This window comes from Bacillus sp. P4_E1 (genome assembly GCF_056401715.1).
Genome location: NZ_JBFUIV010000001.1, coordinates 21,089 through 39,121, shown reverse-complemented (window position 1 = coordinate 39,121; position 18,033 = coordinate 21,089). Strand labels below are relative to the sequence as shown.

17 protein-coding genes, 1 pseudogene and 1 riboswitch are annotated in these 18,033 nt (G+C 31.4%); of the genes and pseudogenes, 5 read left to right on the top strand and 13 right to left on the bottom strand.

From position 1 onward, the window contains the following. The first annotated feature begins 38 nt into the window (after positions 1-38). Entirely contained in the window at positions 39-920 is an 882-nt protein-coding gene (locus tag AC1DS7_RS00190) for a serine/threonine protein kinase (protein ID WP_476998654.1), read from the top strand. Between the two features lie 46 nt (positions 921-966). Next, positions 967-2,286, top strand: a complete 1,320-nt coding sequence (locus AC1DS7_RS00185) for a sensor histidine kinase (RefSeq protein WP_016101882.1) — start codon at positions 967-969, stop codon at positions 2,284-2,286. Between the two features lie 99 nt (positions 2,287-2,385). Here AC1DS7_RS00185 and AC1DS7_RS00180 read toward each other — a convergent pair whose 3' ends face one another. The 4 genes from AC1DS7_RS00180 to AC1DS7_RS00165 all read right to left on the bottom strand — a co-directional run bounded on the left by AC1DS7_RS00180 (position 2,386) and on the right by AC1DS7_RS00165 (position 5,672). After that, complete coding sequence (locus AC1DS7_RS00180) at positions 2,386-2,484, bottom strand: YjcZ family sporulation protein (protein WP_000007808.1); 99 nt, start codon at positions 2,482-2,484, stop codon at positions 2,386-2,388. A gap of 135 nt (positions 2,485-2,619) precedes the next feature. Next, the gene (locus AC1DS7_RS00175; protein WP_002141987.1) at positions 2,620-3,420 is read right to left on the bottom strand and encodes an energy-coupling factor transporter transmembrane component T family protein; all 801 of its coding nucleotides are present in this window, start codon (positions 3,418-3,420) and stop codon (positions 2,620-2,622) included. Continuing rightward, the gene (locus AC1DS7_RS00170) at positions 3,413-5,113 is read right to left on the bottom strand and encodes an ABC transporter ATP-binding protein (protein ID WP_476998653.1); all 1,701 of its coding nucleotides are present in this window, start codon (positions 5,111-5,113) and stop codon (positions 3,413-3,415) included. The genes AC1DS7_RS00175 and AC1DS7_RS00170 overlap by 8 nt, the downstream gene beginning before the upstream one ends. 10 nt (positions 5,114-5,123) lie before the next feature. Then, a complete protein-coding gene (locus tag AC1DS7_RS00165; protein WP_002127640.1) occupies positions 5,124-5,672 on the bottom strand; it encodes an ECF-type riboflavin transporter substrate-binding protein in 549 nt (182 codons plus the stop codon). A gap of 139 nt (positions 5,673-5,811) precedes the next feature. Continuing rightward, a riboswitch (SAM riboswitch) is annotated at positions 5,812-5,927 on the bottom strand. Between the two features lie 150 nt (positions 5,928-6,077). On the opposite strand from AC1DS7_RS00165, the gene AC1DS7_RS00160 reads away from it, so the two are divergent. Further along, entirely contained in the window at positions 6,078-6,761 is a 684-nt protein-coding gene (locus AC1DS7_RS00160) for an aspartate/glutamate racemase family protein (RefSeq protein WP_476998652.1), read from the top strand. A 49-nt stretch (positions 6,762-6,810) separates the two neighbouring features. Here AC1DS7_RS00160 and AC1DS7_RS00155 read toward each other — a convergent pair whose 3' ends face one another. From AC1DS7_RS00155 to AC1DS7_RS00120, 8 genes and pseudogenes are all read right to left on the bottom strand, one after another. Next, entirely contained in the window at positions 6,811-7,989 is a 1,179-nt protein-coding gene (locus AC1DS7_RS00155) for a macrolide family glycosyltransferase (protein ID WP_476998651.1), read from the bottom strand. A 256-nt stretch (positions 7,990-8,245) separates the two neighbouring features. Continuing rightward, positions 8,246-8,764 (bottom strand): signal peptidase I, encoded by a 519-nt coding sequence (lepB, locus tag AC1DS7_RS00150; protein WP_016101878.1) that lies wholly within the window; start codon positions 8,762-8,764, stop codon positions 8,246-8,248. A gap of 77 nt (positions 8,765-8,841) precedes the next feature. Further along, positions 8,842-10,968, bottom strand: coding sequence for a peptidoglycan D,D-transpeptidase FtsI family protein (locus AC1DS7_RS00145; protein WP_016101877.1), 2,127 nt, complete (start codon positions 10,966-10,968; stop codon positions 8,842-8,844). 224 nt (positions 10,969-11,192) lie between these two features. Continuing rightward, positions 11,193-12,980, bottom strand: coding sequence for a PAS domain-containing sensor histidine kinase (locus tag AC1DS7_RS00140; RefSeq protein WP_016101876.1), 1,788 nt, complete (start codon positions 12,978-12,980; stop codon positions 11,193-11,195). Positions 12,981-13,332: 352 nt separating this feature from the next. Continuing rightward, positions 13,333-14,184 carry a Cof-type HAD-IIB family hydrolase gene (locus AC1DS7_RS00135; RefSeq protein ID WP_476998650.1) on the bottom strand — a complete coding sequence of 284 codons (852 nt, stop codon included), beginning with the start codon at positions 14,182-14,184 and terminating at the stop codon, positions 13,333-13,335. A gap of 177 nt (positions 14,185-14,361) precedes the next feature. Next, complete coding sequence (locus AC1DS7_RS00130; RefSeq protein WP_002136626.1) at positions 14,362-14,940, bottom strand: cysteine dioxygenase family protein; 579 nt, start codon at positions 14,938-14,940, stop codon at positions 14,362-14,364. Between the two features lie 114 nt (positions 14,941-15,054). Continuing rightward, positions 15,055-15,921, bottom strand: a pseudogene (locus tag AC1DS7_RS00125) (cytochrome P450); the annotation flags it as partial. 93 nt (positions 15,922-16,014) lie between these two features. Next, the gene (locus AC1DS7_RS00120; protein WP_016101872.1) at positions 16,015-16,317 is read right to left on the bottom strand and encodes a hypothetical protein; all 303 of its coding nucleotides are present in this window, start codon (positions 16,315-16,317) and stop codon (positions 16,015-16,017) included. Positions 16,318-16,574: 257 nt separating this feature from the next. Here AC1DS7_RS00120 and AC1DS7_RS00115 point away from each other — a divergent pair, with 257 nt between their 5' ends. Continuing rightward, complete coding sequence (locus AC1DS7_RS00115) at positions 16,575-17,096, top strand: DinB family protein (protein WP_000568385.1); 522 nt, start codon at positions 16,575-16,577, stop codon at positions 17,094-17,096. Positions 17,097-17,314: 218 nt separating this feature from the next. Beyond that, complete coding sequence (locus AC1DS7_RS00110) at positions 17,315-17,719, top strand: PadR family transcriptional regulator (RefSeq protein WP_078204536.1); 405 nt, start codon at positions 17,315-17,317, stop codon at positions 17,717-17,719. A 102-nt stretch (positions 17,720-17,821) separates the two neighbouring features. Here the strand turns inward: AC1DS7_RS00110 and AC1DS7_RS00105 are convergent, their stop codons facing one another. Continuing rightward, positions 17,822-17,977, bottom strand: a complete 156-nt coding sequence (locus AC1DS7_RS00105; RefSeq protein WP_000046089.1) for a DUF1540 domain-containing protein — start codon at positions 17,975-17,977, stop codon at positions 17,822-17,824. Positions 17,978-18,033 lie beyond the last annotated feature (56 nt).

The following is an 18,033-nucleotide window of genomic DNA, read 5'->3' as shown; positions in this document are numbered from 1 at the left end:
TAATGGACAACTTAATTATATTAAATTTGAGGTGAATTATGAAAGATATTCCAGTTAAAATCCAGTTAGATACTATAACATTCCAACTAAAAAAACATCATAATTTTGATTGGCTTACAAAACTAGGTACAGTATTTGCGGTTTTTGACCAACAAGATTCCGGTAATATAAGTTTTGGTGTTGAAAAGAATGGGAAAAAGAACTTTATAAAATATGCAGGGGCACAAACACTCGCATATAATGCTTCTACAAATGAAGCTATACAAAGATTAAAAAGCTCAGTTACTATATACAATGAATTAAAACACGTTTCTCTTATAAGTTTAATTGATCACTACCCTGTACAACATGGATATGTTTTAATTTTTGATTGGTTTGACGGTGAATGTCTCCACCCGCACTGGAGTTTCCCACCCCCAGCAAAATATAATGATCCTAACTCACCATTTTATAAATATAAAAAATTATCCGTTAAAAATAGGCTAGTTTCATTAAATTCTATTTTTAATTTCCATACTTGCGTTGAACACAAAAACTATGTAGCTATTGATTTTTATGACGGTAGTATTTTGTACAACTTCAAAACTAATGAAACAAAAATTTGTGATATTGATTTATACAGTAACAAACCGTATGTAAATAAGATGGGACGAATGTGGGGGTCATCTCGTTTTATGTCACCTGAAGAGTTTCAACTTAATGCTATGATAGACGGGAAAACTAATGTATTTAATATGGGGGCTTTAGCTTTCGCACTATTAGGTGGCGGGCAAGATCGTTCCTTTATGAAATGGGAAGCTAGTGCAGGCTTATATGAAGTAGCATACCGTGCTGTAAATGAAAATCGTAGTGAGCGCTATGCGTCAATGGAAGAGTTTAATAATGCATGGTTAAAAGCCTATAACACTGAAAATCTATAAAAACTAAATACATTGTAAAAGTACATGTAAAACTTGTACTTTTATAATGTATAATACATATGGGATTGAAATTCAGGATAACGGGGCATGTATTATGAACTTTGTTTACATTAATCAAAATGTTTTAAATAATCTTCTTTATATTTTAAGCAGTATATTTGTTTTTTATTTTATTTATGATAGTGGGTACTTCGGGAAGAAATATAAGAAACTACTTATCATTTTTTGTACGAGTATCCCACTAATTTTATGTATGCGGTACCCCATCTATATGGATGAAAATTATATTCACGATTTAAGACAAATCCCCTTTTTAATTGGTACACTTTATGGTGGATTTCCAGTCGGTATTGCATTACTCATGATTTTATTAATAATACGTTTTATGTTTTATGGTTTTAGCCTGTTAACAATCATTGTTTATGGAACGATGTTAATAATTACAGCATTCGCATCATCAAAATTTAATACATACAATAGGAAAATAAAAGTAACTTCATCTATGTTTTTAACTTTTTTCCTTGCAATATTTACAACAGTAATTGTTTTAACTCTATCAGATTTTGAAGTGAATAATTTGTACATTATTTATTTCATTCTATTACCAACTATTTTAATATTATTTATGGTCTATTTTAATGAGGTTTTAAAAGATGCAATATTTATGCGATCAAAATTAATAAAAGTTGAAAAAATGGAGATTGTCAGCCAACTCGCTGCAAGTATTTCACATGAAGTAAGGAATCCATTGACTGTTGTAAAAGGATTTACACAACTTTTAAAAACACCCAATATAACTCAACAATCCAAAGATGAGTATATTGAACATATTCTTGAAGAGTTAAATCGTGCACAAGCAATTATTGATGATTACTTAACTTTTGCCAAACCGGCTTCAGAAAAACTAGATCATATTTCAGTGGAGCACGAGTTAAATCGAGTTATTAATATGATGTTGCCTTTTTGTAACATGAATACTATTAATATTACAAAAGAGTTCTCAGAGGGAACAATTATTGGTAATACACAGCACTTCCATCAATGTTTTTTAAATTTAATAAAAAACAGTATAGAAGCAATGCCATGTGGCGGTAATCTAATTATTTCTGCAACTGTTAGCAATAATAAGGTCATAATAAGGATTCAAGATAGTGGAGTTGGAATGTCGCAAGAGCAAATTAATCGATTTGGCGAACCATATTTTAGTACAAAAACGAAAGGTACTGGTTTAGGTACGATGGTTGCTGTTAAAATTATTGAAACGATGCGAGGCAGTTTAAAAATCCGAAGTATCGTTAATAAAGGAACTACTTTAACTATTACATTCCCAAAATATAATAATGAGAGCACGTTGCATAATAAATAAAAAAGGAGCATAATGGCTCMTTTTTTATTTCGATACAAAAAGTATCTGCTATGTTTTTTTAATTTACATTTAGAAGAGACTAATTAGAAATTAGTACCCTTAACTCCAACAGCTACATCCAACAATAATTAATAAAATAAATAACACAACTAATAAAGCGAAACCTCCACCAAAACCACAAGAACCGCCGAAACTCATATTTTTTCCTCCTTTTGGTTTGAAAACTAATAGGTAGTTGATCATTTTAACTGGTTCGTATTATACAGTATGTATATCTCCCTTTTTTGAGCATGTCTTCATAAAAATTAGTAAAAGCACTCTATTGAGAGTGCTTTAAAATGGGTACCAGAAGCTTTGGAATACATTCAGCTTTAAGTAAACTGCAATAATCAAAATGATAATACCAACAAAAAGTGTGATGTAATCCTCCTTTTGTGCGTCTTTTGCATAGTACCACGTTCGTTTATCCTTTTTTCCAAAACCTCTTAAATCCATTGCATTTGAAACAGTATCAATCCTTTCTAATGAATGAATAATAAGTGGCCAAAAAATTAAAACACGGTTTTTCATACGAATCCACAAGCTCGCTTCTCCTTTTTCAAAAGGTACGCCTCTTGCTTCCTGCGCGTGTCTAATGATTATATATTCAGATTGAATACTTGGTATATAACGCAGTGCAATATTTATTGCATATGTAATTTTATAAGGAATAGCAAATTTATTTAAGCTGCTTACAAATTCACTTGGATGGGTTGTATAAATAAAAAGAAGTGTAAATGGTAATAACGTAAAATATTTCAATGAAAGTGTAGCTGCATAAAATAAAGTTTCATATGTAATTGTTGCATAACCTATATAAAAAAAAGAGGTATACGATCCCGTTAATTCCGATCCATGGGTGGGCGTAATGAAAAGAATCATAACGGAATTTAATAAACTAAATGTAAATATAACGCTGAAAATAACTATAATTTTACGCAATTGAATTTTTGCAATTAAGAGGCCGATACATCCAACAATAAATAAAATTAGCAATATACGAAAATCAAAAAATAAAAAAGTAAGTGTCATACAAAATATAAATAAAGATAATTTAATTGCACCATCCATACGATAAAAATACGTATTATGCATATTCCTCCCTCCTATTAGCTTCAATATAAAGTTTCACAAATGTTTCTGGAGTTGGAATCCCGCTTAATTTAGCTAGTTTTATTAATGAAATCTCCCGTAGATTAGCTCTTTGTAACGTTCCTTGATCCCCTAAAACAGCAGATACAGTATTGTCCGCAATAATTTTTCCTTCATGCAGAACTACCGCTCGATCTGCATATTCTAAAGCAAGATTCATATCGTGTGTGATAATAATAAAGGATATGCCCCTTTCAGCCAGTTTTCTAATAAACGACATAAACTGTTTGTAATGGTAATAATCTTGTCCAGCTGTTGGCTCATCTAATACAATAAGTTTTGGGTTTGTTATAAGTACAGATGCAATAGTAAGCCTCTTTTTTTGTCCATAGCTTAATGCCTGAATTGGCCAGTTACGAAATGGATATAATCCACAAATTTTTAAAGAATTTTCGACTCTTGTCTCAATCTCATCTTTAGAAACCTTTTTTAATTTTAATGAATATGAAACCTCTTCTAAAACAGTAGGCTGTGTAATCATTTGATTTGGGTTTTGCATAACGTAAGAAATAACTTCCCCGCGTTTACGAATAGACCAACAATTTATATTTTCTCCATCGAATGTTATTCTCCCATTCTTTGTTTTATTTATTCCTATAAGAGTATGAGCTAATGTCGATTTCCCTGCTCCATTATGACCCAATAACGCTACTATTTCTCCCTCTCCTATTGAAAGGTTGATATCTTCTAAGGCTGTATGTTTGTTATTGTACGTAAATGATAAATTTTCTATCTTGCATAAAGCTTTTTTAATATATTTGTTTTTTGATGAAACTTGCTTATGCATCCAGTTCTTTAATAGGATATGAACGCCTGCATTACGAAGATTTTCAATTGGAAATACCCTAACATTATTACTATCAAAATTTAATTTCTTTAGCGCCTCTATATAAATAGGTTCTCTTAGTCCGATATTTGGTAATATATTAGAATTTAAAATACTATCCGGTGAACCAACGGCAATAACTTCTCCCTCATCTATTAAAATAATTTTATCTAAATCAAGGTTTAAAATTTCTTCTATTCGATGTTCAATAATTACAATTGTTTTATTATATTTCTCATGTATATTTTTAATGAGTTCTATTGTATTCAAACTACATGCAGGATCCAAATTAGCTAACGGTTCATCAAATAATAATATATCGGCATTTGTCGTTAGCAGACCTGCAAGAGAGACTGTCTGTTTTTGACCTCCTGATAATTCATGCGGACTTTGTGTATGAAAGTCCTGCATGCTTACCTTTTTTAAAGAATCCGTAACAATCTTTTTCATTTCTATTTGATTTACACAATCGTTTTCTAATGCAAATGCTACATCCTCTTCGACAGTAAGGCCTATAAATTGTGAATCTTGATCTTGTAATATTGTCCCTACGTGTTTACTCTGTTCAAAAACACTACCTTTTCTCGGATCCTTTCCAGCTATTAAAATGTTACCGGTACTTATCCCTTCGTAAGAAAATGGAATTAGCCCATTTATACAATGAGCTAATGTTGACTTACCTGAACCACTTCGTCCAGCGATAAGTACCTTTTCCCCAGGATATATTTGAAATGTAATATCTTTTAAAGTAGGCTGCGTGGTATGCCTATATTGAAAGGTAAATTGTTCAAAAGAAATAATTGGTTGCATGTATTCATCCCTACTTTTCAATTTTTAAATGTGTATGTTTCTTATTTGATTTCGCTAGACCGATCGTGATTGGTAAGCCAAGGACTAAAAATACGATAACGTCTGCAATTGTTGCGCCTAGTACTTGTATAACTATTTTGTCAAACGGTTCTCCCATCACAATAATATCGAATGCTCCAGCAAATATAATTGCTATGACAATACCAATTAACCCTGCAATTGCAAAATAAGAAATATCACGGTTATTATACGTTCCATGTTTTACACTAAAACCAACTCTTTTTTGTATGAGTCCCATTGCTAAACCAATAATACCTGAACTAATAACCCATCCCCACCAAATACCCCAACCAGCGATCGTATCTGTAACGGTATGACCGATGAGTCCTATTAAAAGTCCTGCTACCGGGCCAAATAACGCTCCAAAAACTGTTAAAATAGCCAATGCGGGTTTAATAAATGTATTCGGTGCGATAGAAAATCCCCAAAGCCCTAATACCCCGTATAGAGCTGCTCCAATTCCAATAGCTACTACTAGCTTTGTCGTTAATTTGTTCATTACAATTCCCCTCTCGTATTATTCAACTTTTAATACTCTATATTTATTTTGAAAATGAATTATGCATCGACACTTCCTTTCTATACAACAAAAAATGACCTCTTAAATAAGAGGTCATTTTCTTTCACGTACAAGAATCCCCTTATCTTTCAAAAGACACATAGTGTCCTCTGCGGAATTAGCACCTTCCTATGTAATTACATAGGGGTTGCTGAGGCTTCAAAGGGCCGTTCCCTCTACCTCTCTGGATAAGTATGTATTTGTAATCTGTATTATGGCACTAACAATAAATAATTTCAATACTTTTCTTACTATTTTTATTTTTCGATAAATAGTTCACTTAAATCATTGTATTCTTATCGGAATTATGAAATAATAAATTCAAAATTGTTACGGGAGGAATGCATGATGAAAGTAATTGGCTTAATTGGCGGACTAAGTTGGGAATCAACATCGTTGTACTATAAACACATTAATACACTGACTCTCTCTAAATATGATCAAAATGCGAAGCTTGTTTTATATAGTATGGACTTTGGTGAAGTAACTACATTATTACAAAATCATCAATATGAAGAAGTGAAAAATGAATTAGTCGCAGTAGCAAAAAAAGTAGAACACTCTGGAGCTGAATGTTTACTAATGTGTTCTAATACTGTACATCTATTTGCTGAGGAAGTAGAACAAGCAATATCAATCCCACTTCTTCATATCGGTGATGTAAGTGCTAAAGAAATGGTAGAACAGAATATAAAACGGATCGGATTATTAGGAACGAAACAAACAATGGAAGAAGATTTTTATACATCACGACTAGCAAAATATAACATTGAGACAATCATCCCAAATGACGAAGAAAGAACTTTTATCCATCACGTCATATTAAATGAATTAAGTAGAGGAATTATTTCAGAAACATCAAAAGAAAAACTAATACAAATTACCAATTCATTAATTAATAATGGGGCTGAAGGAATTCTACTTGGCTGTACGGAAATTCCTTTGCTCATTTCCCAAAATGATCTATCTGTTCCTGTTTTTGATACTGCTTATTTACATGCGAATACTGCTGTACAATTTGCTGGATAATAATATAAAAGCATACAGGTAGAGCCTCTATGCTTTTATATTATCCGAACTATTTATTTAAAAGAGCATCAATAACTGCAATGGCTCTTTTGGAACCACCACACTCTAAAAAACTTTCATTCAGTTTTTGAATGCCATGTTTATACTTTTTATTTGAAAGAACGTCTGTTACCGCCTTTTTTAAAGTTTGCACATTAACATGCTCTTTCAATAATCTATGTGCTGCCTCAAGCTCAGTTAATCTTTGCGCTATCATAGGTTGATCTTTATCATGCGGTATTATCACAAATGGGACATTATAATGGATTGCATCGTGCACACTATTCATTCCACCATGTGTAATAAAAACATCTGCTTCACTTAATATTTCTGATTGAGGTACGTAAGGGGTTATAATAAAGTTGTCTGGCGCTTGCTTAATTTTTGAAATATCATTTCTATCACCAATCGCCATTACTACAATCCCTTCGAAATTTGAAAAAGCATCAATACAAGTATTAAAAAATGGTTCGATCCCTTCGAGAAGTGTTCCCATTGAAATATAAATAACTTTCTTTTTTGAAAGCAATTCAAGTGGAAACTTTACATTTGTTTTGCGCTTTATAATACTCGGTCCAATAAAAACATTGTTTTCTCCGAACGAATCGCTATTAGGTTGAAAATAACGACTTGTATACACGAGACTAATATCTCCCTTATTATGCATAAATTGAAGATTATTTTTGGGCTTTACTCCAAATTCATGTTCCATTTGATACAGTAACTTTTCAGAGAGTTCATCGGGTTGGAATTGTATTTCTGCATTTGGATGAAAAGGCAAGGTTTCCAATAATACTGGTGGAATTAAAAATATAGGAGAGGAAACTATGCCTGGAACTTGTAAATATTCCTTTACTAACTCTCCAGCACCAAATATATCATAAACTATGAAATCAAAATTAATGCTTTTACATAATCGTTTCGTAATTTCTAATATGTATAAAGAAGTTTGAACATGTACATGAAAGAAAGATTTTAATCCATATGAAGTTTCATTATCAATAGAAATCTCCTTTAATAAATCCGGATGAGTATGTACAATGGCTCCCAAAACTTCAAGCCTTTCCTTAAAGCTTTCCGTTGTAATATAGTGTACGTTATCACCTCTTTCAGTAAAGGCCTTTACTAAACTTAATGTAGGATTTACATGTCCCTCTGCAGGGAAATTAACTATTAAAATATTCATCACTTATTTCTCACTCCTTACAATTCAATGTTCTTATTAATCGTACTGTTATTATTACAAGCAATCTTCCCTTAATAGTCCCAATATACTTACTACTTTAGGTTGATAAATAATTATCAGACATTGAAAAAGGCATCTACATAAAATGTAGATGCCTAACTGTGATAAGGAGTGTTCTGTGAGGTTAGGATAAGCTTTTCTGCTTGTCCTATGCTATCAATATATGATTTATTTTATAAAACGTGCATATCTAATAGAATTATTTTATTTGATCAAATGGATAATATACCATTTTCACTTTACCTATTATATTTGACTCATCAATTAGTCCAAGCGTATTCCTACTATCTTTACTATGATTTCGATTATCACCTAACACAAATAATTTATGCGTGGGAACTTTCATTTCTCTAGAGTTTGAAAAACGATTTGATACTTGTGACATATCTAACTGTATATACGACTCATCACGCTTTTTACCGTTAATATATACCTCATCGTCTCTTAATTGTATGTTATTCCCCGGTAATCCAATAATTCGTTTCACGTAGTATGTAGGCGAGTCTTTTTTTATTATTACAACATCACCATGATGAAAAGAAGAAAAATAGATGCTAGCCTTATTAACAAGTATGCGATTATTCTCATTCAAAGTAGGTTGCATCGAAATTCCTTCTACCATACAAAATAAAAATGACTTATTAATAAAAATAATTCCTATTATAATTAAAATATAGCTACATATTTTTCTCCGATCTTTTAGAATCAATTGCTTCATATGTACCTCATTTCTAATCTATTCGTATGTAAAAAACGTCTCTAGTTCATATAATTGCTAGAGACGTTTCGTATATTTTAATTCTCTTTAGAGTCATCTGTTTTTGGTGCTTCGCCAGTTAATCGCTTATTTTTTAATTCAAAATAAGCATCTAAAACTTCTTTTCCAATATCAGAGTTAATACCAGATTTATCATTAATAACCCACGGCACAACTACAGAGAATGCTACTTCAGGATTATCATACGGCGCATATCCTGCCAACGTTAAATTATAACATTCTCTTCGCTCACCTTTTTCATTTCTTCCAATATCACTTTCTCCACCGTATACTGTCTGTGCTGTCCCTGTTTTACCTGCTGGCTTATAAGATGCTTTTTGGAACGCCCTTACTCCTGTTCCATCACCTTCTTGGAATACCCTTCTAAATCCTTCTTTTACTTGATTTATATATTCCTCTTTCATATCTATCTTATTTAAAACGATTGGTTCTACTGCATGCTCCACTTTACCAATCTCATCTTTTTGCGACGTTTGCTCTCTTACCTCTTGAACAATTTGTGGCTTCATTCGATATCCACCGTTTGCGATTGTTGAAATATACTGTACAAGCTGAAGTGGCGTATAGGTGTCATACTGGCCAATTGAGTAGTCTAGCAAAAAACCAGGTTGATTATCTTTTTTACCAATTTGTCCAGCTGTTTCATTCGGTAAATCAATACCCGTTGGAACACCTAATCCAAATTGCCTGAAATAATACCTCATTTTATCAAAGTACTCCTGTTTAATATTTAATGAACTATTTTTCACATAATCTACACCTGCAATTTTTAATGCTGTATTAAACATATAAACGTTAGAAGAAACTTGTAAAGCTCTTAGCTCATCAATATTCCCGAAATCTTTCCAAGACTTTTTCTCCTTAGTTCCTTTAAACTTCATAGGCGCATCATAAAAGTAAGTACCTGGTGTTATAGCTTTCGTTTCGAAACCAGTCAATATTGTCGCACCTTTAACTGTTGATCCAAGCTCATATGAACTTGTCATCGTACCTAAAGCATAATCTTCAACTTCTGTTTTCCCATCTTTTTCTACTAATTTTTTCCCTGCCATTGATAATACTTGACCATTTTTCGGATTTATCATTACAACGAAGGCACGGTCCAACATCGATTCTGAACCTTTATAGGCCTTTAATATTTTTTCTATGCTCTCTTCTACTTTTTTCTGTAATTCCATATCTATTGTTAAAGTTAAATTCTTACCGCTCTTTCCCTCAGAAACGGTTTCCGTTCTAATTGTATTACCTTGTTTATCTGCAACGCTTCTTACTTCTTTTTTTGTACCATGAAGTACATCTTCATATTGCTGCTCGATATAACTTTTTCCAACCCTATCATTTCGGCTATAATCACGTACCAAGTAGTAATCTAATCGTTCACTTGGTAATCCTTCATCGGAATTAGAAACATTTCCAAGAACAGATCGGAATAACCCATCATTTACATACACTCTCTCCCAATCCACCGATACGTCTACACCTGGGAGATTCGCTAAACCTTCACTAATTAAAGTAAATTCCTTTTCACTAACATCTTTTTTAATAATTTGAGGAGCCATTTGATAACCAGAAGTCATCTTACTTTTAATAGCTAACACTTTTATATCTTTCTCTGTTAATTCCTGAAGATTTTTATCTGTAACCCGTTTTCTTTTTAACTCTTCTATTTTTTTATCTAGCTTCTTGCCGCTAATATCCTTTTCTCTAAATGTATCTATTTCTTTTTTCGATACTAGATTTTCAGCCAGTTGCGGATTTAATTGCATCCAAAAATCTTTCTTATCTGTCTCATTTAACTTATCTATATCTTCTTGCGGCATTTCAATTATGTCTACAAGTTGTCTTGCAGTTTTTAATATATCTTCTGATTTTACACCTTTCATCTTTGTGTACGTGATCGTGCGTAAAGATGTATTATCAACAACTGGATTCCCTTCTCGATCAAATATTTTCCCACGTGGGACAGATAGGCTCACAGTTGCATTTTCTCTCTTTTCTACTTCATTTTTATAAGTCTCTCCATCGAAAATTTGCACTTTACCTAACTGTATAATCATTGCAGAAAATAATAAAAATACACATAGAAATAAAATATTTAACCGCATCGGTATTGCTCTACCACTTTTTTTCACTTGCTTTTTCACCTTGTCATAATCTCCTCCTTACAGTATTTCTAATAATAATTGAATCTATATATTAAAAGTAGTGCACATTTTCTATACAGTACTTTGTACAAATATTAATATACTGATAAAAACTTAATAGAAATTAAAACAAAGGTTAAGAAAAGGTAAAGTTTACTAAATTAAATATAAAAATACCCAATGAAAAAAGTTTAGCTTTTTTCATTGGGTATTTAATCATTTATTTAAGAGTTAATATTAGAACGTATCGATATACATTTATCATCACAATTTGATAGAGATTGTTTACTCTGAATTTTCGGCAAGTAAATAGTTACAGTTGTCCCGACGCCAACCTCACTCATTATACTTATTGTTCCTTGATGACCTTCAATTATTTTATAACTTAACATCAATCCAATACCGGTACCTTTTTCTTTCGTACTATAGAAAGGTTCACCTAATCTTTTAATTCTTTCTTCAGGTATTCCTATTCCTTCATCTATTACACTAATAATGACACCTTTTTTATGTATTTCTTTTATATGGATTGAAATTTTCCCGCCATCTAGCATTGCTTCAATTGAATTTTGCAAAATATTAATAAATACTTGTTTCAATTGATTTTCTGAGCATTCAATGATTATCTCTTTGGAATCTGTAAATAGTTCAACTTGAATATTTGTCATGATTGCTTTTGTATTAATTAATGATACGACATTTTTAAAAATTTGATAAATATTTTTCTTTTCTGTATTTATTTCATCAGTTTTAGCAATCGACAAAAACTCTTGGAGGATTGCTTCTATTCTTTCTATTTCGGAAAGCATAAGATCAAAATATTTTTCTTGATCTTCTTTATTAATTTGGAATAACTGTATAAATCCTTTAATTACAGTTAATGGGTTTCTCACTTCATGAGCTACACCGGCTGCTAATTGACCAATTGCCGCAAGTGTATCTGATTTATTTAGCAATTCTTCTGCCTTTTTCCGCTCTGTGATATCGCGTACAATGATCATAATTTTATCTTGTAATAATGGTAAACATCTAGCTTCAAAGAAATCGATACTTCCATTAATTGTCAGAATATATTCTACAATTACATTCTTTCCTTCTTCTTTCAATTGGCGAATTGCTTCTTGAAATTGCTGTGCTACTGGAGACGGTAATATTTCGTAAAACTTTTTTCCCATAAAAGCTTCTGCAGGTACGTAAAATTTTGTAGGGGATCCTGCTTTATAATCTATAATTGTCCCATCATCTTCTGTTAAAAAACATAAATCTGGTAAAGCTTTAAAAATTAATTCTAATTCAGACGTTTGTTGTTTTAATTGCTCTTCTATCGCTTTTAAATGTGTAATATCTACCCCAACAGCCCAGTAACTAAATCCTGTTACAGGAAACTGTTCTGATATATTGGACCACATTATCGTTTTAATTTCACCATTTTTACATGTTAAACTCATTTCCCAATCTCTAAAATTTTTTCCACGAGTCAAAAATTTATTTTGTATTTGATGGCGATAATTATGGTCAGGATACAGTAATTGAAGAGCGTTTGGATTCCCAATTATTTCTTCAGCAGTATAACCTGTTACAATCTCGCATTCTCGATTCCATAAAACAAAATCTCCATTATAGTCAAGCGCATCAACCATAACAGGCATGTTTTGTAAGATCGTATGTAATTCTTCCTCTTTTCGAGAAAGTAACGATGTATTTTTACTTTGAACTGCTTTTTTCATCCCAGTTATAATGAGGTTAGAAAGCATTTCAAAATATTTTTGGCAATTGCAAATTTCGCTTCGTTTGGACCATACAATAAAAGATCCTAAATATTGATTGTATAAGAAAAGGGGGATTTCAATTTTGGGAAGTTTACATACTTTCATTTCATTAATTCCAAATGAAAATATACATTCGTTTTCAGCATCAAGAAGTTGATGTGATATGTTGGTTAATTTATAAAATTGTTCTGCCATGGTTTCTATTGTACTCACATCAATAAGTTCCATTAGCCGCGCATTCATTCCTTTTTCACCTCGATATGTAAAAATTATACAAATTCAAAATTCATACTTCTTCATTATACGAAGAAAGTGCTCCTAGGTATATAGCTGTAGAATAATTATTCTAACAAATTCTATTTTTCAATTAAAAACAGAAAATAATATGGGAGTGTTACGCGCTGCTAACAGCACTATAAAAATACAATAAACATAAAGTTCACAAGTTTTTCACAACTTTCATGAAAAATATAAACATTTATTCCAATATATTCTATATAATGAGGTGTAATAAGGCTTCTATGAATCACATAGAATACCTTACCCCTAATAAAAAGAAAAAAGAATCTATTTGGATTCTTTTTTTCTTTTTTTATTACATTACATATTTATATAAAGCATGTGCGACACCATGTTCTTCATTTGTTAACGTTTCGTATTGACACATCGCTTTTATTTCTTCAACTGCATTTCCCATTGCAATTGATATATTTGCTTTCTCCATCATAGAAACATCGTTTAAGCCATCACCTATTGCTACAGTATTTTCAACTGGAATATTCAAGTGTTCTGCTAAAGTGTATAATCCATTTCCTTTTTGAGCATCTCGATGATTAATCTCTAAATTATGCCAATATGAAGATGTAATTGCTAAATCAGTATTATGCAGAAACGTTTCTTTTAACTTTTTTAATTTTTCTATGTCATAAGAAAATGGTAAAAGCTTATGCACATGTATATCAGTTTCTACAATTGGTTTACAACTTTCTGCACTATGAAATGCTGTATGCTCAAGATATAATGCAGCAATCGTTTCTAACTCTTTCAAATCGAAATTTTCTTTTGCATTCTTCACATACTCGATTTCATTACGCACACTCTCTACGCCATAATCCGGTACATACACACCTTTATTAGTATAGAGCTGATAATACATACCACTTTCTTCAAGATATTCCACAATTTCAAGTGCATGGATGTTTTGAATTGGATATCTCTTCATCATTTTCTTATCTTTATAAATAAGGGCACCATTTTCCGCAATAATTGGACACTCTAAATTAACTTCTAACAATAATCGTTCAATATCAACGATAGAACGCCCTGTACAAATAGCTACAACATGGCCTGCTTCCTGACATTTTCGAATTGCTTCTGCATTTTCTTTACTTATCATTTTATTACCGGAAAGAAGGGTTCCATCTAAATCAATTGCTATTAATTTCATTATTTCTTCACCACTTTCTATAAATACACGAGATCTATTTAACAAAAAGGTATCGTTTTCATATTGAGCTCGTTAAGTACTTCTTATTTATAATTTATGAAAAGCGTTTCAGGTCAAGAAATAATTAAAAATAAAATCAAAAGCTTTTCTCTTTAAAGAAAAGCTTTTGATTTTAAACTATGAACTATAACTAATATATTTTGTCTCACACATATACACATTCTTTTCTTCAGTTGGGACATATACTTTAAACTTTTCTAAACGTTTTCCGTAAATATGAATCGTGACAACGCTTTCACATTCAGCTATTTTAAGAATATGACAATCAGCTGGTGGAATGACTTTATCTGTTTCTCCTTCTCCCAAATAAAGATTTCCTGTATGGGTTAAATAAACAAGTGAATTTTCAAGCTGCTTAGTTTGTATAAAGTTCTGCACCATTATCCTTCCTGAAAAAACACCTTCTACTCCCCATGTACCATCATGATCATGTAAAGGTGTAGATTGTCCATCTTTCCATACAAGAGCTAATACTTCAAATCGCTTTAAAGGATCTTCATATAACAAGTGCCGTGCATATTGAGCCGAATTCGCCTTCTGTTTTTCTAGCGGAAGCCATGTTTTTTTTTCTAAAAGTTCTTCTAGTAATTTTTCAATCGCACAAACAATTTGATCTTCTAATAAATTACTATCAATTAAATCCGTTACAGCTTTAATAAATGTTTGAAACGTTTTACTTCCATTACACGTTAACATAAGCATCCTCCTCCACTCTTCTTTCACACACTTCCATACTAAATAGACCACTAAAAATTTACAATTGAGAAATAAAAAAACAAGGTACAGTAATTTTGTACCTTGCTGAACGTTTTACCTAGTTTTCAAAAGAATAGGTAAGTATTTTAATGTTTGTTCATTTTCTAATATACATTTTTCTAAATTGAACGATGGAGATAACTCTATTTTTTCAAAGGCATTTATAAAGGTAGTTAATGCAATCTCAGCTTCTAAACGTGCAAGTGGCGCCCCTAAGCAACAATGAGGACCTTTACCAAAGGTTAAATGCTTTTCATTTCCTATTCTGTGTAAATTAAATTTAGAAGCTTGTAAGAACTTTTTCTCATCTGAATTTGCTGCACTAACCCACGTAACAATCATTTGATCCTTTTTCATAAAAGGTCCAAATATATTTGTGTCCGCTGTAATCCTCCTAGCTAATGTAATGGGAAAGCGATAGCGTAAAACTTCCTCAATCGCTTTTGAAATTAACGTAGGTTCTTTTCTTAACTCTTTATATATTCCAGGTGAATCTACTAAAAAGCAATAAAAGCTGTTAATAATTAAATTTGTATTTGTTTCATTACCTGCCGCTAATAAACCTAAAGAAAAAGTAACTATTTCTTCATCGGTTAATCTTTCGCCTTCATATTCAGCTCGTATTAAATCTGAAATAATATCGTCGGTTAAATGATATCTTTTCTCTTGAACAATTGGAAGCAGGTACGTTTTAAATTCATTTAACGCAATTCCTTTTTCTACATCCAAATCGTTAAATTTTTCTTTACTATATGGCATAAATAAAATATCAGACCATTCTTTAATCTTTTTACGATCCGTTGTTGGCACTCCTAATAAATCGGATATGACGGTAACAGGTAAAGGTGCAGCAAACTCTTCAACGATATTAACCTCACTATATTTTCCGATATGTTGTACAAGTTCATTTGCGATAGACTGATATGTAAATATAATAAAAAACGAATGATTAATAGAAATATTCTACGCCACTCGTTTTTTATCGGACTTCTTTTTACTGTACTTTTATTTTCTTTATGAGTTATTAGAAAAATAATTGTCTATATAAGTCTTTATTTTTTCAAAATCCTTTTCCATAAATAAGATTGCTGGTACTTCAATTATTGGAAGATTATTTTCATTATCAAAAGGTGGACACGGTTTGGGAACTACCAAATAGTCAACTGAGTTTTTATCCCTAATATAATTAATTGAAACATCATAATACTTAGAAAAATTTTCCTTCAAATCATCCTGATTCCTTAAAAATGGTAGAGAAAATATTGAACCATAATTTATACCAGCGTCGACAATTAATACAAAGCATATTTTTTTCATGATACACCCTCCTCGTATAATAAGTTTTAAGTTAATAACTGTTCCTTGAAAATTAAATAGTTTTTATCTTCAAGAGCTACATCAAAAAAATGATGTATGGGTAAAATTTAGTCTTGGATAAGGTAACACTGATAAAAACAGGTTTCCTTTTTCTTTATATTCAATTAAATTATATCATTATTTTACATGAATTTTCAGACTTTGTTTTTTTTATTTTATTGGTAAACTTATGCTTAGCATGAATTGGAGGGATATATATGATAGATTATAGAATAATTTCAAGAGAAAACTATTCAAATAAGATTGGAGAGCTTGTAACAATGCTTGAACATACAAGAGATGTTACATTGAGCGAAATCTCCAATTTAAACCAAAGTGATTTAGATTTCTTACCAAACGGTAGTTCAAACACTATTGGTTCTCTCTTATCACATATTGCAGCGATGGAGTTTGTTCATCAAGTTATCTCGTTTGAAAAAAGAGATTTAACTGAAAGTGAATATCTAAAGTGGCGAATTTCTTTAGAACTTGGAGACAAAGCAAGGGAAGGAATAAAAAAGCAATCTTTAGATTATTATTTGAATGAATTATCACAAGTTAGAGAAAATACACTAACATATCTGAAATCAAAACAAGATAGCTGGTTATTCGAGGAAAACAAGTGGGATAATGGTGTGCCTTATAATAATTACTACTTGTGGTTTCACGTTATGGAAGACGAAATTAATCATCGTGGACAAATAAGAACAATTAAGCGATTGATGGGAATGAATAAATAAATCTTATTCAACCAAAGGGTGCTTTACTTGAGAAAGTCACTAGAAGAGTCAAATGATAACTATGAACTGCCCCCAATTGCTAGGTTTTGTTTAACAATTGGGGGCAGTTCATTTATAGCGCATAGGTAATCAGCTTTTTGTTAATCATGAGGTAGATATTTTTAACTAAAAAACCAATAATGGAAATATATTACAGCTTATAACCCGTTTTTACACGTATCTCGGCTGAACCCCATAATACACTGTATCCCGCTCTTCGGCGCTTCGAAAATATGGGGGCTATAATTAAACAAATACATAAACAAGTCGGAAAGCCAAACCGAAATATGTACGACATAACTGAAACAGGAGAAGAAATTTTTTATGAAATGTTAAGAGAGTTTCCCGAAAAGATTGCGACAAATAACGCTGAATTCCTTGTGCGTATCGCGCTATTTGAAAAACTTGATTACGAAGCTAGAAAAGAAATTTTAACAATACGCCAAGACGTACTACATAAACAGCTTACTGCTATTCAATCTTTACATGTTAGCTCATCTTTTATTACAGAAGTCATTGAATTTAGTAAATCACGTATTGAACATGAATTGCTCTGGATTGCATCACTTATGAAGAAAATATGAAAAAATAAAAAGAAAAGTTAAAAACAATGAATGAAAATGAGATTTATTATCAATACTATAATTAATAAAAGGGCAACCACGATTTGGCTACCCTTCAAAAATTTATACTTCTGGATCAAAAGTTTTGCAATCTGTTTCTTCAGTTGTAGATGCATGTTTACCTTTATGACTTACTACATAAATTGCATCTGCACTACATTTATTGCCGTTAGCCCAAAATTTACAGTTGTTTACTTCACATAAAACGTCTTGTGCCATAGTATCACACCTCCTTGTTCTATTATCATTAACAAAATTCGGAGGTATGATACTCT